Origin of the sequence: Cognatazoarcus halotolerans, from assembly GCF_009800965.1 — a bacterium.
Taxonomy (GTDB): Bacteria; Pseudomonadota; Gammaproteobacteria; order Burkholderiales; family Rhodocyclaceae; genus Cognatazoarcus; species Cognatazoarcus halotolerans.
Window position 1 is genome coordinate 1 of sequence record NZ_WUAF01000004.1, and the last position, 21,771, is coordinate 21,771.

Annotated in this window: 18 protein-coding genes and 1 pseudogene; 12 read left to right on the forward strand and 7 right to left on the reverse strand. The window is 59.4% G+C overall.

Annotated elements, in window-relative coordinates; genetic code table 11:
- Together GQB03_RS06435 and GQB03_RS06440 are read right to left on the reverse strand one after the other, a co-directional pair.
- A pseudogene (locus GQB03_RS06435) lies at positions 1 to 157 on the reverse strand (electron transfer flavoprotein subunit beta/FixA family protein); the annotation flags it as partial.
- Between the two features lie 13 nt (positions 158 to 170).
- On the reverse strand, positions 171 to 1,811 hold the full coding sequence (locus GQB03_RS06440) for an acyl-CoA synthetase (protein WP_159686298.1): 1,641 nt from the start codon (positions 1,809 to 1,811) through the stop codon (positions 171 to 173).
- A 224-nt stretch (positions 1,812 to 2,035) separates the two neighbouring features.
- Between GQB03_RS06440 and GQB03_RS06445 the strand changes: the two genes are divergently transcribed.
- On the forward strand, positions 2,036 to 4,108 hold the full coding sequence (locus GQB03_RS06445) for a PAS-domain containing protein (protein ID WP_235026971.1): 2,073 nt from the start codon (positions 2,036 to 2,038) through the stop codon (positions 4,106 to 4,108).
- A gap of 33 nt (positions 4,109 to 4,141) precedes the next feature.
- Positions 4,142 to 4,858, forward strand: a complete 717-nt coding sequence (locus GQB03_RS06450) for a response regulator transcription factor (protein WP_159686300.1) — start codon at positions 4,142 to 4,144, stop codon at positions 4,856 to 4,858.
- Positions 4,859 to 4,953: 95 nt separating this feature from the next.
- Here the strand turns inward: GQB03_RS06450 and GQB03_RS06455 are convergent, their stop codons facing one another.
- A complete protein-coding gene (locus GQB03_RS06455) occupies positions 4,954 to 6,054 on the reverse strand; it encodes an aromatic ring-hydroxylating oxygenase subunit alpha (protein ID WP_159686303.1) in 1,101 nt (366 codons plus the stop codon).
- 128 nt (positions 6,055 to 6,182) lie between these two features.
- Here GQB03_RS06455 and GQB03_RS06460 point away from each other — a divergent pair, with 128 nt between their 5' ends.
- The 5 genes from GQB03_RS06460 (at position 6,183) to GQB03_RS06480 (ending at position 11,650) form a co-directional block, all read left to right on the forward strand.
- Positions 6,183 to 6,422 carry an exodeoxyribonuclease VII small subunit gene (locus GQB03_RS06460; RefSeq protein WP_159686306.1) on the forward strand — a complete coding sequence of 80 codons (240 nt, stop codon included), beginning with the start codon at positions 6,183 to 6,185 and terminating at the stop codon, positions 6,420 to 6,422.
- Positions 6,415 to 7,314 carry a polyprenyl synthetase family protein gene (locus GQB03_RS06465; RefSeq protein ID WP_200832133.1) on the forward strand — a complete coding sequence of 300 codons (900 nt, stop codon included), beginning with the start codon at positions 6,415 to 6,417 and terminating at the stop codon, positions 7,312 to 7,314. The genes GQB03_RS06460 and GQB03_RS06465 overlap by 8 nt, the downstream gene beginning before the upstream one ends.
- Positions 7,315 to 7,336: 22 nt before the next feature.
- Positions 7,337 to 9,181 (forward strand): 1-deoxy-D-xylulose-5-phosphate synthase, encoded by a 1,845-nt coding sequence (gene dxs, locus GQB03_RS06470; protein ID WP_159686309.1) that lies wholly within the window; start codon positions 7,337 to 7,339, stop codon positions 9,179 to 9,181.
- Positions 9,182 to 9,687: 506 nt separating this feature from the next.
- Entirely contained in the window at positions 9,688 to 10,500 is an 813-nt protein-coding gene (locus tag GQB03_RS06475) for a PEP-CTERM sorting domain-containing protein (protein ID WP_159686311.1), read from the forward strand.
- A 124-nt stretch (positions 10,501 to 10,624) separates the two neighbouring features.
- On the forward strand, positions 10,625 to 11,650 hold the full coding sequence (locus GQB03_RS06480) for a nitroreductase family protein (RefSeq protein ID WP_159686313.1): 1,026 nt from the start codon (positions 10,625 to 10,627) through the stop codon (positions 11,648 to 11,650).
- 44 nt (positions 11,651 to 11,694) lie between these two features.
- Here the strand turns inward: GQB03_RS06480 and GQB03_RS06485 are convergent, their stop codons facing one another.
- Complete coding sequence (locus GQB03_RS06485; RefSeq protein ID WP_159686315.1) at positions 11,695 to 12,558, reverse strand: ThiF family adenylyltransferase; 864 nt, start codon at positions 12,556 to 12,558, stop codon at positions 11,695 to 11,697.
- Between the two features lie 71 nt (positions 12,559 to 12,629).
- Here GQB03_RS06485 and GQB03_RS06490 point away from each other — a divergent pair, with 71 nt between their 5' ends.
- Genes GQB03_RS06490 through GQB03_RS06500 form a run of 3 tightly spaced genes read left to right on the forward strand, consistent with a single transcriptional unit; the run spans position 12,630 to position 15,858 of the window.
- Entirely contained in the window at positions 12,630 to 13,868 is a 1,239-nt protein-coding gene (locus tag GQB03_RS06490) for an ABC transporter permease (RefSeq protein ID WP_159686318.1), read from the forward strand.
- A gap of 5 nt (positions 13,869 to 13,873) precedes the next feature.
- Complete coding sequence (locus tag GQB03_RS06495) at positions 13,874 to 15,088, forward strand: ABC transporter permease (RefSeq protein ID WP_159686320.1); 1,215 nt, start codon at positions 13,874 to 13,876, stop codon at positions 15,086 to 15,088.
- A gap of 20 nt (positions 15,089 to 15,108) precedes the next feature.
- Positions 15,109 to 15,858 carry a PEP-CTERM/exosortase system-associated acyltransferase gene (locus GQB03_RS06500; RefSeq protein ID WP_159686323.1) on the forward strand — a complete coding sequence of 250 codons (750 nt, stop codon included), beginning with the start codon at positions 15,109 to 15,111 and terminating at the stop codon, positions 15,856 to 15,858.
- Between the two features lie 83 nt (positions 15,859 to 15,941).
- Here GQB03_RS06500 and GQB03_RS06505 read toward each other — a convergent pair whose 3' ends face one another.
- The 3 genes from GQB03_RS06505 to GQB03_RS06515 are packed head-to-tail and all read right to left on the reverse strand — an operon-like array spanning position 15,942 to position 20,075.
- Positions 15,942 to 17,831: a propionate--CoA ligase gene (locus tag GQB03_RS06505; RefSeq protein WP_159686325.1), complete on the reverse strand. Its 1,890-nt coding sequence runs from the start codon at positions 17,829 to 17,831 to the stop codon at positions 15,942 to 15,944.
- Positions 17,832 to 17,873: 42 nt separating this feature from the next.
- Positions 17,874 to 19,067 carry a GGDEF domain-containing response regulator gene (locus GQB03_RS06510; protein WP_159686328.1) on the reverse strand — a complete coding sequence of 398 codons (1,194 nt, stop codon included), beginning with the start codon at positions 19,065 to 19,067 and terminating at the stop codon, positions 17,874 to 17,876.
- A 9-nt stretch (positions 19,068 to 19,076) separates the two neighbouring features.
- Positions 19,077 to 20,075, reverse strand: coding sequence for an oxidoreductase (locus GQB03_RS06515; RefSeq protein ID WP_235026972.1), 999 nt, complete (start codon positions 20,073 to 20,075; stop codon positions 19,077 to 19,079).
- A gap of 183 nt (positions 20,076 to 20,258) precedes the next feature.
- On the opposite strand from GQB03_RS06515, the gene GQB03_RS06520 reads away from it, so the two are divergent.
- Positions 20,259 to 21,122 carry an HDOD domain-containing protein gene (locus GQB03_RS06520; protein ID WP_327516553.1) on the forward strand — a complete coding sequence of 288 codons (864 nt, stop codon included), beginning with the start codon at positions 20,259 to 20,261 and terminating at the stop codon, positions 21,120 to 21,122.
- Between the two features lie 72 nt (positions 21,123 to 21,194).
- Positions 21,195 to 21,770, forward strand: a complete 576-nt coding sequence (locus GQB03_RS06525; protein WP_159686334.1) for a LemA family protein — start codon at positions 21,195 to 21,197, stop codon at positions 21,768 to 21,770.
- Position 21,771: the final 1 nt, after the last annotated feature.

A 21,771-nucleotide genomic window follows, 5' to 3' on the forward strand; every position in this document is an offset into this window, starting at 1 on the left:
CCGCTTCCTTGAGCCGCACCGCCTCTTCGATCGCAATCTCGTCGAACGGGTTGATCGACATCTTCACGTTCGCAAGCTCTACACCCGACTGGTCCGCCTTCACACGGACCTTCACGTTGTAATCCACCACGCGCTTCACAGGGACCAGTATCTTCATTTCGAGCCCCTCCTTAGCCGATCGCCGAAGCGGATTTCGCCTGCTCACGCAGCGCAAACTTCTGGATCTTGCCGGTCGACGTTTTCGGCAGGACGCAGAACTCGATGTGCTTCGGCACCTTGTATCGTGCCAGGTGAGCGCGGCAATGAGTGATGATGTCTTCGACGCTCACTTCAGCACCTTCCTTGACCTCGATGTAGGCGGCCGGCACCTCACCCCATTTTTCGTCGGGCTTGGCGACGACGGCAGCCGTCATCACGGCGGGGTGACGATAGAGCACCTCCTCGACTTCGAGCGACGAGATGTTTTCACCGCCGGAAATGATCACGTCCTTCGAACGGTCCTTGATCTTCACGTAGCCGTCCGGATGCATCACCGCCAAGTCGCCGGTATGGAACCAGCCGCCGGCAAAGGCTTCCTCGGTGGCCTTCTCGTTCTTGAGATAGCCTTTCATCACCAGGTTGCCGCGGAACATGATCTCGCCCATGACTTCGCCATCGGCCGGCACCGGCTCCATGCTCAGGGTATCGAGCACGGTGATCGCTTCCTGCATGTGATAGCGCACACCCTGACGACCGTTGCGCTCTGCCCGCTTGTCGATCGGCAGTTCATCCCAGGCCGGATGTTTCGCACACACCGAGGCGGGGCCGTAGGTTTCGGTGAGACCATAAACGTGGGTGATGTCGAAGCCCATGCGCTCGGCACCCTCGATGATCGCTGCCGGAGGCGCGGCGCCGGCGATGAGGCCGCTCACCTTGTGCTCGATGCCCTTGCGGAGCGCTTCGTTGGCATTGATCATCATGCCGTAGACGATCGGCGCACCACACATGTGGGTCACCTTGTAGCGACGGATCATCTCGAAGATGAGTGCCGGATCGACCTTGCGCAGACACACGTTCACGCCGGCATTGGCAGCCATGGTCCAGGGGAAGCACCAGCCGTTGCAGTGGAACATCGGCAGCGTCCACAGATACACCGCATGCTGCGGCATGCCCCAGCTGATGATGTTCGATGCCGCGTTGAGGTAGGCGCCGCGGTGATGGTAGACAACCCCCTTGGGGTTTCCGGTGGTGCCGGATGTGTAGTTGAGGGCGATCGCATCCCACTCGTCCGCGGGGAGATGCCACTCGTAGTCGGGCGAGCCGCCGGCAATGAAGTCCTCGTACTCGATCTCGCCGAGACGGTCGGTACCCGGGTACTCGGGATCGAGCGCGTCGATCACCAGCGGCTTCGGTCCTTCGAGCATTTCCAGTGCCGGGCCGATGATGGCGGCGAACTCGGGGTCGGTGATCAGCACCTTGGCTTCACCATGGGCCAGCATGAAGGCGATCGCTTCGGCATCGAGGCGGGTGTTCAGGGTATTCAGTACGGCGCCGACCATCGGCACCCCGAAATGCACATCGACCATGGCCGGCACGTTCGGCAGCATGACGGCAACCGTATCACCGCGACCGATGCCTTTCTGCGCCAGCGCGCTCGCCAGACGGCGGCTGCGCTCGTAGGTCTGCTTCCAGGTAAAGGTCCGCGAACCGTGGATCACACTGGTACGGTCAGGGTATACATAGGCACTGCGTTCGATGTAACTGAGCGGCGAGAGCGCCACGAAATTCGCTTCGTTCTTGCCCAAACCTATTTCGTACGGATTGTTCGACACCTTCAACTCCTCCTTGTCCCGACTCTAATTACCCACTTGGCCGCGGTGCGCGATCTTCGCCGCGACGAACCATCGACTGAAACAGTGTAAATGATCGCAAAGAAACGTGTCACGAGTTTCAAGCAAATGTACTGAATCTTGTCATGCGTGCATCCATTGCGGCTCGCCGACTAGAATCGGGCGGTACCCGTGGGCCACGGGGTTAGAGTGACGAGTGAGCGACGATGACTACGGGGCAAGCCAGCCGGGCTGCCGGAACACGTTCGCGCAAGGGCGTGAGCGACCGGCGCTATCGCGAAATGATGACAGCAGGGCTCGACCTGCTCGATCAGGGGGTAACGGTTTTCGACCGCGACTTGCGCCTGATTGCCTGCAACAAGACTTTTCTGCGGCTGCTCGACTTTCCCGAGCACCTGGCAGAACCCGGAGTCCCGTTCGAAGCCTTTATCCGCCACAACGCCGACCGGGGCGAATACGGTCCCGGCGATCCCGACGAGCAGGTCGCCGAGCGGGTTGCCGCTGCGCGGGCGTTCACCCCGCACGAGACCAGCCGCCAGCGCCCGAACGGGACGCTGCTATCGATCCGCGGCGTTCCCTTGCCCCATGACGGTTTCATCGCGCTCTACTCGGACATCACCGAGGCGGAATCGCAACGCGAGCAGATCCGTCGCCATCAGGCAGAGCTTGAATCGCACATCCAGCGACGCACGGCGGAACTGGTTGCCGCGAACGCCGAACTGACCGCCGCAATCGAAGAGAATCGAAAGATCACGGCGGCGCTGCGCTTCAGTGAGGCCCGCCTGCGTCAGATCACCGACACGATTCCGGCTCACATTGCGTACTTCGACAACACGTGGACCTTCCGCTACGCCAATCGCCGTTATGCCGAATGGTTCGGCTGGAGCAGCGAAACGATGGTCGACAGGACAATCCGCGAAGTCATCGGCGAGCAGGTGTTCGAAACCGTCACGGCGGCGGTCGCCCGCGCCCTCGACGGCGAAGAGATCACCTACGAATACTCGCTCACCGATCAGACCGGGACCACTCGCTACGCCCGGAGCACGCTGGTTCCCGATATCGGACCGGACGGCAATGTGATCGGCGGTTTTGTCCATGCGGTCGACATCACGGAGCAGCGACGCACCCAAAGTGCCCTGGCTCAAGCCCAGAAAATGGAAGCCATCGGACAGCTGACAGGTGGCCTCGCTCACGATTTCAACAACATGCTGACCATCGTGATGGGCAACCTGGCTGCACTTCGGGAAGCGGTTCCCGACAACCCGATACTGGCCGAATACGTCGAGCCGGCACTTGATGCGGCGGAGCACAGTACTGAACTGATCAAGCGACTCCTCGCATTCTCGCGCCAGCAGCCGATCGAACCGCGCGCGATCGAAGTGGACGAGCTTGTCCATGGCATGGCGCGGCTCATTCGCCGTTCCATGCCGGGCAATATCTCGATCGTGACCTCGTCGAAAGCGCCCGATCTCACTGTCATGGCGGATCCACACCAGCTCGAAAGCGCACTCCTGAATCTCGCCCTCAACGCGCGCGACGCAATGCCGAACGGAGGCGAGCTGCGGATCGAGTCGTCACTCGAGGTCCTCGAAGGCGGTCCGGCGGCAGACCTTGAGCTGCAACCCGGCCCCTATGCTCAGATCGCCGTCAGCGACAATGGCATCGGCATGGACGGGGCGACCCTGGCGCGGGTCTTCGAGCCTTTCTTCACGACGAAAAAGTTCGGCATGGGTAGCGGCCTCGGGATGGCGATGGTGTACGGTTTCATCAAACAGTCGGGCGGGGGCGTCAGGATCCGAAGCCGTCAGGCCGTGGGAACCACCGTCGCACTGGTCCTGCCCTGCGCGGGCAAGATGTCGTTGCACGCCACCCAGCCCGACATTGCAACCCCGATCGATCTTGATCTGCACGGGCGCCTTGTCCTGCTCGTCGACGACGATGCGCAGGTCCGCAAGGTCGTGCGAAAACAACTGGCTTCGCTAGGCTGCACCGTACTCGAAGCAGAAAGCGGGCAGGAGGGTGCAGACATGGTCGAAAACATTCCCGCGATTTCCCTGGTCCTTTCCGACGTGGTCATGCCAGGGACCATGGATGGGCGAGCGCTCGCACGCTTTGCACGGCGTTTCCGGCCCGAGCTGCCGGTGGTTCTCATGAGCGGATACGCAGACGGCTTGCGAACAGGTTCAGCAGACTCTGGTACGCCATTGCTCGACAAACCATTCACCCAAGAAAAACTCGTCGAAGCGCTGACCACCCTCGCGGCTCGCGGCGTCTCGTAAACCAGCAACGGAAGAACAGGCAGGAGAGTGTCAATGTCCGGCATGGAGAGGAAGCTTATCCATATCGTAGAGGACGACGTAGCCGTGTCACGCCTGATCGAAGGCACCCTGCAGCGCTTTAACTATCGCTCCGCAGTGTTCCGCACCGGAGCGGAATTCCTGCGCCAGCTCAGGGTCGAGGCGCCCGCCCTTTGCATTCTCGATCTGGGTCTGCCAGACATGGACGGGATGGAACTGCTGTACCAGATCAGGGCACGCCATCGTTTTGGCCTGCTGATCGTGACCGGCCGAGCGGATACGTCCGACCGGGTGATGGGCCTCGAACTCGGCGCGGATGACTACGTGGTCAAGCCTTTCGAACCCCGGGAACTCATTGCGCGGGTGCGCAGCATCCTGCGGCGCTACCAACCCGAACACAGTCCTCCTGCGGACGGATCTCCGAAGATAGCCAGCTTCGCCGGCTGGCAGTTCGAGCTTGGCACCCTGCGTCTGATCGCACCCGATGGAAAGGAAGACACGCTGGGGCTCGCCGAGGCTCAGCTCCTGATGACATTGCTGGAGCACCCGAACCAGATACTCTCTCGCGACCAGCTGCTGCAGGGCCGCGAGGTGACCGCACTGGATCGCAGTATCGATCTGAGAGTCTCACGTCTGCGCCGCCGGCTTGAGGAGAATCCGCAGCATGCGAAGATAATCAAGACCGTCTATGGTGCGGGTTATCTGCTCGCAACCACGGTTACATGGCATTGAGAGGCCCTGAACGGCCAATCGGCAGTTGGTCAGGACTGTAAAATATTCCGACAAACTGCCGCGGCCAGTTTCCGCCTGATATCCGTACTTCTTGGTCAAAGATGCGGTGCCATGATCCGGCGATAGAACTCGTGAAAATGCTGCATTCCGTCCTCCATCGGCGACTGGTAGGGACCGATCTCGCTGCGCCCCTGACGGAATAGCGCCCAGCGACCACGGTCCATCCGCTCCCCGATTTCATCGTCTTCCACGGCCGTTTCCATGTATGCGGCCTGCTCGGCCTCGACGAACTCCCGCTCGAACTCGACGATTTCCTCCGGGTAGTAGAACTCCACCACATTGGTGGTGTTGTTTACATCCCGCGGAATCAATGTGCTCACAACCAACACGTGGGGATACCACTCCACCATCACGTTGGGGTAGTAGGTAAGCCAGATCGCCCCGTGTGCCGGAAGCTGTCCATCGTGATAGTCGAGAACCATCTTGTGCCAGCGTTCGTACGCGCTCGAACCCGGCCGGGTGAGTGAAGTTACACCGACGCGCTGGACCGAATACCAGTCGCCGAATTGCCAGGTCAGATCGTCGCAGGTGACAAAATTGCCGAGCCCGGGATGGAACGGCGCGACGTGGTAATCCTCCAGGTAAACCTCGATAAAGGTCTTCCAGTTGTAATTGCACTCATGAATCTCGACACGATCGAGCTTGTAGCCTTCGAAGTCGAGCGCACCGGCAAGCTGCATGCCAGCAAGATCCGCGCGGGCCGAACGAGGCCCTTCGAACAACAGGCCCTGCCAGTTCTCGAGCGGGTCACGCTTGAGGCTGAGGCACGGCTTCTGGGCAAAATGCGGTGCGCCGAGCAGAGTGCCCTGGTTGTCGTAGGTCCAGCGGTGGATCGGACAGACGATGTTCGCGGCACTACCCGAACCCTCGAGCATGATCGCCTGGCGGTGACGGCAGACGTTCGAGAGGGCGTGAAATCCATCGGCGTTATTGACCAGCAGGCGGCTGTGGTCGTGCCATTCGAGGGACCGGTAGTCATTCAGTTCTGGTACCATCAGCGCGTGTCCGACGTAGCGCGCAGCGGCATCGAAGATAAGACGTTTCTCCAGTTCGAAGACTTTTTCGTCGAAATACCAGGACACTGGCAACTGGGAGTCTGCTTGAGCCACTTGAAGTCTGGAAGCGATGTCGGACATCCCGAACCTCCTTGAAAATAAGAGAGAAATCCGGAAAACGGAACTCGCCATTATATCGAAAGGGTGTTCGACCGCCAGTTTTGCAATCGGTTACTTTCAATCACTTGCCGCGACCGCCCGTCCGACCCATGGCCAGAACGCCAAAATCGCCCACATCCTTTGAACACGCCGTCGCCGAGCTGGACACCATCGTTCACGCAATGGAAACCGATGGCCTCAGCCTCGAACAATCGCTTGAACACTATCAGCGTGGCGTCGAATTGATGCGATATTGCAAAGAGGCGCTTGACAGCGCGGAACAACGCATCCGGGTGCTGCAAGGCAACACACTCGATGATCTTCCTGCCGGAGCCGCTGCCAATGAGTAGCCAAGGTACCGCCTTCCAGACCTGGATGGCGGAGATTCAGGACCGTACCGAAATTGCGCTCGGCAACTTCCTCCCGGATGCAGCAACGTCACCGTCCCGACTTCATCAGGCCATGCGCTACGGCGTTCTGGGCGGGGGCAAGCGAGTACGCCCCCTGTTGGTGCACGCGGCGGGGGAGATCGTTGGCGCAAACGCCGATGCGCTCGACACCGCCGCCTGTGCGGTCGAGCTGATCCATGCATACTCACTCGTGCACGACGACATGCCGTGCATGGACGACGACGTGCTGCGTCGCGGCAAGCCGACCGTCCACGTACAGTTCGATGAAGCTACCGCACTACTTGCCGGAGACGCGCTGCAGACACTCGCGTTCCAGGTTCTCGCCAGACCGGCACTGCTAGCCGATCCGGCTCGTCAGGTCGGCATGCTTGCGCTGCTGGCGCAAGCCTCTGGATCACGGGGGATGGCGGGCGGCCAGGCGATCGACCTGGAGTCCGTCGGTCGCCAGCTCGATCGCAGCGAACTCGAACACATGCACATCCACAAGACGGGAGCGCTGATCCGCGCCTCGGTACTGCTTGGTGCACAGTGCGGCAGCCCTCTCGATGAAGCCCGCATGGGCGCACTGGATCATTACGGCAAACTGGTCGGCCTGCTGTTTCAGGTCGTGGACGACATCCTCGATGCCGATGCCGACACGGCAACACTCGGCAAGACTGCGGGCAAGGATGCCGCGAACAACAAGCCGACCTACGTAAGCCTGCTCGGCCTTGCCGACGCCCGTCGCCTCGCAGAAGAGTTGCTGCAGGAGGCGCTCGGCACCCTGGACAATCTGGACAACTCGGATCGTCTCGCCGCCCTCGCCCGTTTCATCGTTCACCGCAGCTTCTGATTGACCGGATCCCTCCCCCTAAATGTCCGCTTACCCACTTCTGGAAACCATCAACGACCCTGCCGATCTGCGCAGGCTTGAACGCAGGGATCTGCACCAACTCGCCAACGAACTGCGTGCGTTTTTGATCGAATCGGTCTCGAAAACCGGCGGTCATCTCTCTTCGAACCTCGGTACCGTTGAACTCACGATCGCACTCCACTACGCCTTCAATACGCCCGACGACCGCATCGTCTGGGACGTTGGACACCAGACATACGGCCACAAGATCCTCACCGGCCGCCGCGACGCGATGCCCACGTTACGCCAGTACGGCGGCCTGTCCGGTTTTCCGAAGCGTTCTGAAAGCCCGTACGACACCTTCGGCACCGCCCACTCATCCACCTCGATTTCTGCCGCACTGGGCATGGCCGTCGCCGCACGCAATGACGGCAACGACCGAGCGAATATCGCGATCATCGGCGACGGCGCCATGTCGGCCGGCATGGCTTTCGAAGCACTCAACAATGCCGGCGATACGCCGGATGTGCGCCTGCTGGTAATCCTCAACGACAACGAGATGTCGATCTCACCTCCGGTCGGCTCGCTCACCCGGATTCTTGCGCGACTCATGTCCGGCCGGACATACAACGCCGCGCGCCGTGCCGGCGAGCGCGTACTGGGCGACTTCGCCCGCAAGGTCGAGGAACACGTCAAGGGAATGATCACGCCCGGCACCCTGTTCGAGGAATTCGGCTTCAATTACATCGGACCCATCGACGGCCACGACCTCGACGCCCTCGTGCCGACGCTGCAGAACCTGAAAAAGCTCAAGGGCCCGCAATTCCTGCATGTAATCACCCGCAAGGGCCAAGGCTACAAACTCGCCGAGGCCGACCCGGTCCTGTACCACGGCGTATCGAAGTTCGATCACACGGCCGGCATTCAGACCGGCAAGACGAGCGGCAAGCGCACCTATACCCAGGTCTTTGGCGACTGGCTATGCGACATGGCGGCGCGGGACCCCCGCCTGATCGCGATCACGCCGGCAATGCGCGAAGGCTCGGGCCTGGTGCGCTTCGCTGATGAGTACCCCGATCGATATCACGATGTCGGCATCGCCGAACAACACGCCCTCACCTTCGCCGCTGGGCTCGCCTGCGAAGGCAAGAAACCGGTCGTGGCCATCTATTCGACCTTCCTGCAACGCGCCTACGACCAGCTCATCCACGACATTGCCCTGCAAAACCTGCCGGTCGTGCTGGCCATCGACCGTGCCGGCCTGGTCGGTGCCGACGGCGCGACCCACCACGGCGCCTTCGACCTCTCTTACCTGCAATGCATTCCCAACATGGTGATCATGGCGCCAGCGGACGAAAACGAATGCCGCCAGATGCTATACACCGCCTACATGCACGACGGCCCCACCGCTGTCCGATACCCGCGCGGATCGGGCATGGGCGTGACGCCCGAATGCGAGATGACGGCACTGCCGATCGGCAAGGGCGAGATTCGGCGCAGGGGGAAGCGCGTGGCGATTCTGGCCTTTGGCAGCATGTTACCGGCGGCCTTAGCTGCGGGCGAAGAGTTGGATGCCACTGTGGTAAATATGCGGTTTGTCAAACCGCTGGACACCGACTTGCTCAGAACTCTTGAGCACGAGCATGATCTGTTTGTCACCGTGGAAGAGAATTCCGTAATCGGTGGCGCAGGGGCCGAGGTCAACCGCCAGCTTGCACTCAATGCCCCTGCAACAACGGTCGTTACGCTAGGTCTGCCGGATGTCTTCATTGACCATGGAGAGCAGGGACAACTGATGGCCCAAAGCGGGCTGAGCACCGCAAGAATCGTCGAGTCGGTCCGCACAGCGGGGTTCGTCGGAGACTAAATTTTCTGCGTTAACAGGCGCGAGGCCCGCTGACCTTGCCGGCTCACCTAAGGGACTCGAACGTCCGACTGTCGAGGATCACCTCGGTAGAGGCGTATTGCGACCCCGGCACAAACCACAACCACGAGACGCAATGTCTCGATCGACTCGTGCTTCATCGAGTGAGTAACGACAGGGTAGCCGTGTACCGCCCAGCGCATCGATTTGACATCACGTCGTCGATTTACCCCCACGTGCTTGTTCAGCTCACGTGGCAAAGCGTTGGGAATCAATCTCGGCCGCCAATCGCACAACGCCCTCGCACGCGTCCGCATCATTCAGATCCGTTGAGGCAAGCTCAGACCGCACAGCCCGAGATGGTGTCGACTTTTTTTACACCCTTGAGACAGGCAAAAACAATCCAATCGCAAGCACCTGTTTTTATTAGACAAATCGTTCTGGCACAGGAAATGCTTAAGTGAAAGCGCGTCTCTATATCACCAAACATCAGCTCCAAGGAGAATTCCATGGCAATCCGCAAAATCATCGCTTCCTCGATCGCGATTGCAGCGCTCACGGCAGCAGCACCGGCATCGGCAATCGTTATCGGTGGCGTAGACTTCGGTCCTGACGGCGCTTCCCCGACCAATACGCACATCGAAACTACAACGGTTGCGGAAACCTTCATCAACGGCAGCGGCCAGACCTTGCTCGGCTACGGCCAGATCAATACCGTCAATGGCAATCTGCTTTACGCAGGCACTGATCGGCTCTACTTCACCTTTGAATACACGTCGCAGAACTTTTCCGCTACAGACGTTGAATTCATTAATGGCACGATCAATGTCTATCTCGGGGCAAACTTCAATCTGACGAGCCAATCGTCGGTGGCAAACCTCGCAACCATTCAAGGCTATAGCGAATGGGTCCGCTTCACCGGTCACGACTTTACGGCTACTGGTGCAGAACTGACCGCCAGCGGTGATCTGATCGGCTCGGCTCTGTCGTTCAAAGGGTCCGGTCTTGCTGATGTCGACACCACCGGCGTCTTCGGACTTGCTGCCGTAGCATCGTTCCTCGATGCGAATTCGATCGCGGACTCGTTGGGTGGCTTCGCTGACATCTCGGTCAACACTTCGGGTGACAACCAGGTCTTGAACAGTCACGACGTGACCACCGGCTGTGCAGACGGAACCGCAGCTGCCGGCACGTGGTGTATTTCCGGTAGCGCGGACCTTCGCGGCAAGACTGTTACCGTTCCCGAACCGGCTTCGCTTGCTCTTCTGGGAATTGGCCTCTTCGGTATCGCGGCAGCACGGCGCAATCGCAAAGCAGCCTAATCGATCCCAAGGGATTCTGGCGGCGGCAGGGTAACCTGCCGCCGCTTTTTTGTTGCACAATTTTCCTTTCCGGAATATGACATGAGTTATTGTCGAGCCGTCATGAACGATTGGAGCTTAAGAGATGACCGCCTCTACATTAGCGGCGGCCCTAGCGGCCCCCTCTGCCGACAACTCACAACACTGGCGTTTCGATTTGTGCGGCGACACCCTCTCAGTCTCCTATCGGGCTCGGCATGGGCTTGATCCATTCGGATCTCAGGGCCATGCGACGCTCCTTGGCATAGGCGCCGTAGCAGAGAATCTTTCACAGAACTCAAAAACGGACTCTGATGCGCTCCGCTGGGCATCGGAATCTGCCTGCGGGCCCTATTTCTCGTGGCACATCGACAGACGCGAACTCAATGAGCGTGCGAATCAAGCTGTACTCTCGCGGCATACAAATCGCTTCAAATATGGCACAGAGGCGCCGCAGACCAGCGCTCTCGAGTCATTGATAGCCAGCACAGAGGGAACGGCAAGAATTCAAGTACTACCTGCCGGCAAAGCGTTCGACGATCTGAGTGAAGTCACGCGAACTTGCTGCATGGCCCGATTCTGCAACAGAGAGCTCCACGATTGGCTCATGGGCAGTCTCAGATTTTCGAGAGGCGAAATCGAAGCAGGTGACGGCTTGGACGTCAATACGATCGATCTACCTCCCGGCGGCGCATCATTCATGCATCTAGTCAGCGACTGGAAACGCATGGCCCTTCTGAACCGCCTCCAGATCTATCGACTCATGGCGGACATGGAGGTGCGCAAACTGCGCAATGCATCGATGCTGGTCTGTGTGGTAGGCCCCGGGGGCTACCGTGATTCGCTGGATGCCGGCAGACTGATGCAGCGTGTATGGATCGAGCTAAACAAGCAGGGATGGGGCGTTCATCCATTCTACGTCGTGGCAGACCAGCAAACGCGCCACATCGCCCATCGTATTCCGACCGACTGGGCACGCCCCGTCGGCCAGGCACTGGACGACTTGCCCGGCATCCTTTCGCTCGACGCAAACGAGCGCCTGCACATCGTGCTGCGTGTCGGGCGTCCTCTTGTAAAAAGCCCCCCCCGCTCGCGGCGACTGCCCGTGGAAAGGCTCCTTATCTCCGAATAGGCCATCCCTCTGCCCAGGCAGCCCCAACCGACGAAAGAACGCCATCAACGCATCGCTGCAAGCTGGCGCCGGGCGATTGCGAGCATCATGCGCTGAAGTGGATTGCGCGCCCCTCCGGGGCGCCATGTCTTCACGAAGCGATTGCGATACGCATCAAAGTGGTAGCCATGAGGCGCGAACGGCACGCCTCCTCTATCCAGAAGCAGCTTGGCAGATTCTGTCGCGACCACCCCGGCACATAACTGACAGGCCATGATCGTCGAAGGCCCCCTATGCTCGGCGAGATCCACTCTGGATTGATCAACCAGGTAAGAACGCTGGAGCATTGCAGGCGAGAGCCCGATCATGAACCGCAGGGCCATTTCCGCCTCGTCTTGACCCTCCAATCCGAAATAGTCTTCGAAGGACATCCCTCCTGGAGCAAAACAGAGGAAGGCAGTGCCCATACCAAGGGGTGCAGCCGTCACGGCAGGAACACCCAATCGGTTGCAGGCAGCAAATGTCGCTCGCCGCGCCTCGAAGGCGAAGAAATCGAGACCATCCACATAGAGATCGACGCCATCAAGAAATTCATCAAGGTTCTCGGTTGACACGCCCGAGCCAAACACACGCACATCCAACTGCGGATTGACATCGAGCGCCATCTCCTTGAGGACGGCGGCTTTTGGACGCCCGACGGTAGACATCATCGCGCCCGCTTGTCGATTGAAATTTACGATGTCAAAGGTATCAAAGTCGGCAATATTGAACGCCCCTACGCCCAAGCGTGTGAGCGTAAGCAGGTGAACGCCACCGACACCACCCATACCCGCAATTGCTACCCTTTTCTTTCGAAGCGACGCCTGCTCGATCTCCGTCAACCAGCCAATATTCCGCGAGAAAGCTGCTTCGTAATCGAATTCGGCCATTCTCCAGACGCCCCTTCAGTTTGTTCGTTCGAAGCCGCTATCATAAGCAATCGAACACTTTATGCCAGTCCATGCTTCCTGATCGTATTGCCACGATCCTGCGTCAGTTCATGCTCGCGGCACGCAACCTTACCCGCCAACGTAAACGCAGCGCGCTTGCTTTGGCTACCGTCGGTGGGGGCGTAGCTGCATTTGTACTGGCCGGTGGATTCATCAACTGGATATTCCAGGATCTCCGCGAGTCCACCATCCATTCGCAGTTGGGGCATATCCAGATAACACGGCCGGGATACTTCGAATCGGGTCTCGGCGACCCATATCGGTATCTTTTGCCGGACCGCCTGGAAAAAGCGGTTGTACAAGCCAAACATGTCGTGACGGTCGCGCCAAGGCTCGCGTTCAGCGGTCTCCTTAGCAAGGGCGACGAAACGATTGCCTTTCTCGGCGAAGGCGTAGACCCACTTGCCGAGAAAGGCATCAGTCGGTCAATAACGATCATCGACGGTCACGACATGTCGTCGCCGACCGCCCGTGAGGTACTCGTTGGCGAAGGTCTTGCGGCAAATCTGGGCGCCCGTGCCGGCGATACCGTCGTACTCCTCGTAACAACCGCTGACGGGGGCATCAATGCAGTCGAAGTGAAGATCAGCGGGATATTCGCTACCGTGGCCAAGGCTTACGATGACACGGTGCTGCGAGCCCCGATCTCGGTCGCGCGGGATTTGATGCGAGTACAGGGTGCCACGAGCTGGGTCGTGCTGCTATCCGACACCAAGAGTACCGATTCCGCCATGGCATCCTTGAGCGCGGTGCTTTCCGCCAGTGAATATCAACTTCACCCCTGGTATTCGCTCGCGGATTTTTATAACAAGACGGTCGAACTATTCTCGAAGCAGATCGGCGTCGTACGCCTGCTGATCGCGCTGATCGTGGTACTAAGCATCTCGAATACGCTATCAATGTCGGTCATGGAGAGAACAACCGAGATCGGCACGTCCATGGCCATTGGCGTTCGACGCAGTGGCATCCTTGGTCTTTTTCTGTCCGAAGGCGTCTTGCTCGGTATCGCCGGCGGATTAATCGGGGTTGCCTTGGCGTTGGTAATCGGCACCATCGTTTCTGCCGTGGGAATTCCGATGCCTCCTCCTCCGGGCATGGCCCGCGGTTACATCGGAGAGATCGCGATATCGCCAGCACTCGTGATCGACGGCTTCGTGCTTGCCTTCACGACCACGCTGCTCGCGAGCATCTTTCCTGCGTGGAAGGCCTCCAGAATGAATGTTGTAGACGCGCTTCGCCACCAACGATGAACCGCATGCTCTTCACTCTCGCGTTGCGCAACGTGTTACGCCAGAAACTGCGTACTTCGATGACGCTTACCGCAATTGCCTTTGGTGTTGCCGGCCTCATCCTGTCAGGGGGCTTCATCAAGGACATTTTCATTCAGTTGGGAGAAGCAATCATTCACTCCCAAACCGGCCATATCCAGGTATTCAAGAAAGACTTTCTGGACAAGGGGAGCAGAAAGCCCGAGAAGTACCTGATTCCTGACTCAGCAGCGGTTGCAGGACGTCTTGAAACGATCGATTCGGTTGACTCGGTCTCAGAGCGTCTTAATTTCAGCGGCCTGCTGAACAACGGCCGACGGGATCTGGCGATCATCGGCGAAGGAATCGAGGCCGAAAAGGAAGCGCAACTTGGCACATACCTTACGATCACCGATGGGCGCCAACTCACTGATTCGGACCGTTTTGGCCTGCTGGCAGGCCAGGGCGTTGCGCATGCTCTCGGGATCAAACCAGGTGATCATGTAACCTTGGTTCTGAATACTGCCGATGGGGCACTGAACTCGATAGAGTTCGAAGTGGTCGGCATATTTCAAAGCTTCTCGAAAGATTTTGATGCCCGAGCAATCCGTATCCCACTCGCAGCCGCGCGGGAACTGCTGCTCACGGACGGCGCCAACCTGATGGTTCTGACGCTGCACGACACTGGTGCGACGGATAGCGCCTACGCTCAAGTGATGCAGCAGATCGCAAACGGACCACTGGATGCCAGACACTGGCGCCAGCTTTCGGATTTTTACGACAAGACCATCCAGCTCTACGATCGCCAATTCGGTGTCCTGGAATGGATCATCATGTTCATGGTTCTGCTATCGGTCATCAACAGCATCAATATGAGCACCTTCGAGCGACAGAGCGAGCTGGGCACATTGCGGGCACTTGGGAACCGCCCCAAGGACGTCTTCCGCTTACTGATGGCGGAAGGGTTAGTCCTGGGGATCACGGGTGCGAGTATCGGTGTACTTCTGGGTATCGCTGTCGCTCTGCTAGCGTCTGCAATAGGCATACCGATGCCGCCACCGCCAAACGCGAACGTCGGCTACACTGCATTCATACGCATAGTCCCGGAAATTGTCATAAAAGCTTGGCTGATCGGGCTCGCCGCGACCGTCCTCGCAGCGACGCTTCCCGCACGCCGCACTGTCAGAACACCGATCGTCGATGCGCTTCGCCAAGGCGTCTGAGGCGAACCCCAGGAAAATCCATGTCAATTCTCGAAGCATTCAATCTGGGCCAGGGCTTCAAGAAATACTTTTCCATCGAGGCCGCATCTTCCGATAGCGTGCGCGACGAGGTCTTCCGCGTCCGCCATGAAGTTTACTGCGAAGAACTCGGCTTTGAGCCGGTTCGGCCGGATCGCCGGGAAACCGATGATTACGATGCTCACAGTATTCACTGCCTGCTCCGTACCTCGACCGAGCCATCGCATCCGGTCGGCTGCGCTCGGCTCGTGCTTGCAAATTCGCACGATCCCGCCGCGCCACTCCCGTTTGAGCGGACGTGTGCGGCAACGCTGGACCGGTCGATCATCGATCCTGCAAAGATTCCGCGGGAAAAGATTGCCGAGGTTTCGCGACTCGCTGTCAGATCACATTTTCGCCGACGCAAGGGAGAGAAACAGGCTGCCGTCGTGCTGCAGGACGAAGACTTCGGCTCCGCAGAGCAGCCTCGCTTTCCCTATATTCCGATCGGCCTTTATCTCGGCGCAGTCGCCATGGCAAAGCGACGCGGTATCGAAACGCTGTTCGTGCTGACGGAACCACGCTTGCAATCCCACTTTGCGAAACTTGGGGTAAAGATTCAACAGATTGGCGGCCCCGTCGAACATCGCGGTATCAGAGTGCCATCAATGATGGACGTAAATGGGATTATCAAGGGCCTGCGCTTCCTCGTGAAACCGGTCTGGAACGTGGTGCAGGATGAGATTTCGGCGAGCGACAACGAAGTGTCGTGACGGGCCGTAACAGCGGCAACCGGGCTTTCACATGAAAAAGGGCCGCACGCGCGGCCCTTGGTCTTATTGATCCGAAGTCCTGCTCATTGACTGAGTGCGGCCTTGATCTGTTCCAGCGTCGAAGGATCGTCGATGGTCGTCAGGTCGCCGGCATCCCGCCCTTCTGCAAGCGCCTGGATCGAGCGCCGCAGCATCTTGCCGGAGCGCGTCTTGGGAAGACCGCCGATGAAGTGCACCCTGCCAGGTCGTGCAATTGCACCAAGCAGACTGTCGACCTTCTTCATCACTTCCTTCTCGAGCGCCGCACGCTTTTCCGGCGTATCAACCACCGACGCATCCTTCACCACGGCAAACGCCATCGGCATCTGGCCCTTGAGTTGATCCGCCACCCCCACCACCGCGACTTCAGCAATTGCCGGGTGGGCTTGAACGGCTTCTTCGATCTCTCGGGTACCAAGGCGGTGGCCCGCGACGTTGATCACGTCATCCATTCGGCCGAGGATCGTGTAGTAGCCTGCCTCGTCATGAATGCCCCAGTCCGAGGATGAGTAGATGACCGGATCGCTGAAAGTGCTGAAGTAGGTAGACACGAACCGGTCGTCCTGCCCCCAGACTGTGGAAAGACAACCGGGCGGTAGCGGCGGAACGATCCCAACGATGCCCTTCTCGTTGGCACCGGCTTCCGAACCGTCCTCCCGGAACAGACGAAGATCGTAGCCATACACGGGGAAGGCCGGCGAACCGAGCTTGATCTTGCTGTCCTCGACGCCACGGCAGATCGCCAGCATCGGCCACCCTGTTTCTGTCTGCCAGTAATTGTCGATCACCGGAATCCCGAGCTCACCCATGATCCACTCGTGCGACGTTTCATCGAGCGGTTCGCCGGCAAGGAACAGATGCTTGAGCGAGGAGAGATCGTATTTCTTGAGGAAAGCCGGATCCTGCTTCTTGAGCACGCGGACGGCGGTCGGCGCCGAGAACATCACGCTGACCTTGTACTTCTCGACGATCTGCCACCAGATACCCGCATCAGGTCGCAGCGGCGTTCCCTCGTACATGATCGTCGCCATGCCCGCTAGCAGCGGGCCATAGATGATGTATGAGTGCCCTACCACCCAACCGATATCAGAGGTTGAGAACATGGTCTCGCCCTCTTCGCCGGTGAAAATGTGCTTCATCGACGCGGTCAGCGCTACCGCGTATCCGCCAGTGTCGCGCTGAACCCCCTTAGGCTTGCCGGTCGTACCCGAGGTATAGAGGATATAGCTCGGCTCGGACGACTCGACCCAAGTCACTGGGACCCGCGCATCCATATGTCGAGCACGAAGCGCGGCGTAATCCACGTCCCGCCCCTCGACACTGGTAAACCCCTTGTCGAGCCCGCGATTGACGATCAAGACATTCTTCGGCGGAAATTCGGCCAGCGAGCAGGCCTCGTCAACCAGATGCTTGTACGGCACCGGCTTGCCGTTGCGCATGCCTGCGTCGGCCGAAATCATGAGCACGGGTTTGGCATCATCAATCCGGGTGGCAAGAGAGCCTGCAGCGAAGCCACCGAACACGACCGAGTGGATTGCACCGATACGCGCACACGCCAGCATTGCAAACGCGGCTTCGGCGATCATCGGCATGTAGATCAGTACACGATCGCCCTTCTTGACGCCGAGCTCCTGGTAGATCGCTGCCATGCGTTCCACCTCGGTCTGCAACTCGGCAAACGAGTAGACCTTCTCCTCGTCGGTTTCGGTGGAAATGTAGATCAGGGCCTTGTCGTTCGGCCGCTTCGCTGCATGCCGGTCGACAGCGTTGTAGCAAAGATTGGTTTCTCCACCCTTGAACCACTTCACGAACGGCGGATTCGAGAAATCGCAGATCTGCTGCGGTGGTTTGTTCCAATGCACCAGTTCGGCCTGTTCGGCCCAGAATTCGTCGCGCTTGTCGATCGAGCGGCGATGAAAATCGCTATAAGTCATTGTTTCCTCTCCCAGTATTTCCCTGCTATGTCGAAAGATTTTTTAGTTATTGCTGCTTTCCGGTCTTTCTGCCGGTTCATCGTCGGGGCGTGTTTGCGCAAACTGTCGTAGGGATTCGACAGGCATGCCACACCCGAGTCGTGATTCTATCAATTCAAACAAGGGCAACAGCGTGTTTATCACATCGCGGCCGCGCCCCCAGACTTCGGCATCTGCACCGCTGCGCAGTTGCATCAGTGCATGATCGATGCTGACGGGCAAACGCGAAAAGCGTCCGATCGTCGTCGCGTCGACTTCCCCCTCATGCGCAATCACCCTGTCGCCGCCCGCGCTCGTGCCTGCCACTGCGCGTTGCACAGCCACGCCGATCAGGCGGCTCAACGATTCGACCGAATCGGTCGCGGAGTTTGCAAGTCCGGCAGAGATGGTGATCCGGATGCGTTCGTCGCGGTAGGTCATGACCATCTTGTCGATGGTGCGGCGAAGACGCAGGGCGAAGGCACCGCAGCCATCGATATCGGTGCTCGGCGACAGGACTGCAAACTGCGCCGCAGCGAGCTGGGCAACCGTGTCCTCCTTGCGCACCTTCGTGCTCAGTATCTTGGAAAGCTTGCGGGTCACAAGACCGGCAATATGACCGCCATATCGCTCGACGAGTGCCTCGTAGTCGTCGATCTGGATAACCATCGCGGAGATCGCAGCCTGGCGCCTGCGCGCCAGTGACATTTCCTGGGTTCCATGCCAGTGCAGATAGGCCGGTGTGACCAGCCCCGAAACCGGATCGACCGGGCTCTGGGCAGCCAGCGCTTCGCGACTCTGCTCGAGCTCCCGTCGGGCGCTGGCGAGTGTAAGGAGGGACTGGAGCCGGGCAAGCAGTTCAACCGAGCCAATACCCTTGGTGATGAAATCGTTGGCACCCAGGGCCCTTGCCTTCTCGCGGGCGTCGCTTTCCTCGTCGCCCGAAATGATCAACACCGGAAGTTCATGAACCCGCGCAACACGCGAAGCCCTGATCCGCTCGAGCAGTCCGAATCCATCGAGCTTGGGCATCCCGATATCGCTGATGACCAGTTCTATCGTCGGGTCAACCAGCAACGCCTGCCAACCCGCTTCACCATCTGCCTCTTCCCTGACATCGAAGCTGCCGCGGATCTGCTTGGCAATCGACGCCCGCACCATGCGGGAGTCGTCGACTATGAGAACCCTTGGTTGAGCCTGAGCGTCTTCTTCAGTCATGGGGAATGCTCAAGCCAGAACCCTCACCACGGTCCGGCCCCTGACCTGGCCCTTGATGAAGGCGTCGAATGCGGCCGGAAGCTCGTCGATGGAAATCGATCGCGTAACCTGGGCCAGACGACGGGGTTTGAGATCGGTCGCGAGGCGGTCCCATACCTGCTGGCGAATCGGGAATCCGATATACCCCGAATCGATGCCGAGCAGGCTCACGCCACGCAGGATGAATGGAAAAACGGTTGTCGAGATATTGAAGCTCGCAGCATTGCCAATGCTCGCCACGGTTCCCGCCTGCTTCATCGTGGCGAGAACCCAATGAAGAATCTGTCCGCCGACGTTGTCGACCGCACCCGCCCACGTGGCGGTCTCGAGCGGTCGCACCTTATCGAAATCGATGCTCGAACGCAGCTTGATCGCCGACGCTCCGAGATCACGCAGATACGGCTCTTCGGAAGCCTTGCCGGTGAGCGCCACGACTTCGTAGCCCAGTCCCGACAGCATGTCGATGGCAAGTCCGCCAACACCACCGGTCGCTCCGGTCACAAGCACCGGTCCGTTCTGCGGAGAAAGCCCGTTGGCCTCCATGCGAACCACGCCGAGCGCTGCCGTAAAACCGGCCGTACCAAGCGCCATCGATTCGAAGAGATCCAGCCCCGCCGGAAGCGGCACCACCCACTGCGCCGGAACACGCGCGTATTCTGCATAGCCGCCGTGGTGGGAGACTCCGATATCGAAACTGGTCGCGATGACTTGGTCGCCCGCTGCAAAGCGGGTGTCACCGCTTTCGACGACCTCGCCGGAAAGATCGATTCCACCCACGCACGGAAACCTGCGAATGACCTTGCCGGCGCCGGTCGCTGCCAGCGCGTCCTTGTAATTGATGCTGGAGTAATGCACCCGGATCAGCACCTCACCCTGATCGAGCTGCCCATACTCGAGCGTCGTGAGATCACCGCGTACGCTCCGGTCTTCGGCCTGATCGATCACAAAAGCCTTGAATGACGAACTCACTGACATCAACTCCTTTGTCTGGACGACGCTACCGGGTGCAGATGCTGCGGACTTGGCCGATCGATTATAACCAAAAGCCTATGATGCCGAAGGGGCCAACCACCATGCGTGGCATGATCGGGCAGAATCCGCTCAAGTCCACTTGCGCCGGACCGTATACCCGATGGTGAGCAAAACCTCCACATGTCCCAGATGACGCAGCTAGAACACGCCCTCGACACGACCGAGGCCTACGTGGCGCATTTCGAGAGCCAATCGCTACCGGTACTCAAACGTACGGTACGCGAGCTCGACACCCTGCGCGAGGACGAGGAGTCTGTAAGTGGTCGGCGAATTGCGGCAGTCATTCTCGGTGACCCGCTTATGGCAATGCGGGTAATCAGCTTCCTTGAACGGAAGCGCGGCGCAACACAGAACCACGACATCACGACCGTTGATCGCGCAGTGATGATGATGGGTATCACGCCTTTCTTTCGCGAGTTCTACAATCTTCCGATTGTCGAAGACCTGCTCGCCAAGCGCCCCAAAGCCCTCATCGGTCTGCTGCAGGTAATCGGAAGAGCGAGGCGAGCTGCGCACTTTGCCCGCGACTGGGCAATCCTCCGACATGATCTCGACGTGGACGAGATCACCCTTGCTGCGCTTCTGCGCGAAGCGACGGAGATCCTGTGCTGGTGCTTCGCACCGGTCCTCACTGAAAAAGTGTATGCGATGCAGAAGGCGGACCCGACATTGCGCAGCGTCGTCGCCCAACGTGAGGTGTTCGGCTTTACCGCCCAGGAGATCCAGTCCGCACTTGTCAAGGCCTGGCGCCTGCCGGCGCTGCTGGTGTCGCTCATGAACGAGGCCGATGCCGAAAACCCCCGCGTTCAGACCGTCGCCCTGGCTGCTGCGTTGGCGCGGCATAGCGCTCACGGCTGGACCGATCCCGCATTGCCGGATGATTTCGAGGCAATCGGCACGCTGGTCCACATGGGGCGGGAACCGCTCCTCAAGAGACTGGGGCTCACGCCCGAGGAAGCCGCGCCCTACCTCCCCCTGCCCTGACTTGCACAGCCGGCCGAACGCCACGATCATTGGTCGCATGGATCAAGATCGAATCACCGGAGAAACGATTCAATGAGCATTCCGTCGGCCATCACGCTGGGCACCATCCTGATTGCTGCAATCTACGCGGTATTGATCTACAACGGACTGGTCCAGCTGAAGCACAATGTCGCAAAGGCCTGGTCCAATATCGACGTGCTGTTGAAGCAGCGTCATGACGAACTGCCCAAGCTCATCGAGGTCTGCCGGCAATACGCCCGCTTCGAACAGTCGACGCTTACGCGTGTCATCGATGCCCGTGCCCAGGTTGCCTCCGCGCGCGAGCGCCACGACCTTCCCGCACTCGGCGAGGCGGAAGATTCGCTGCGCGCGGGCCTCAGCCACCTGTTCGCCCTGGCCGAGGCTTACCCCGAGCTCCGTACCAACGAGCACTTCATGCAACTTCAGACGCGCATCGCCGCGCTCGAGAACGCGATCGCGGATCGCCGGGAGTGGTACAACGAGTCGGCCAATCTGCAGAACATAAGGATCGAACAGTTCCCCGATCTCATCGTTGCCAGGCTCTTCCGGTTCGGCTCTCAACCATTGCTCGAGTTCGCAATGAACGAGAAACGCGACGTGGACATCAAGGCCTTGTTTGGCGCCTGAA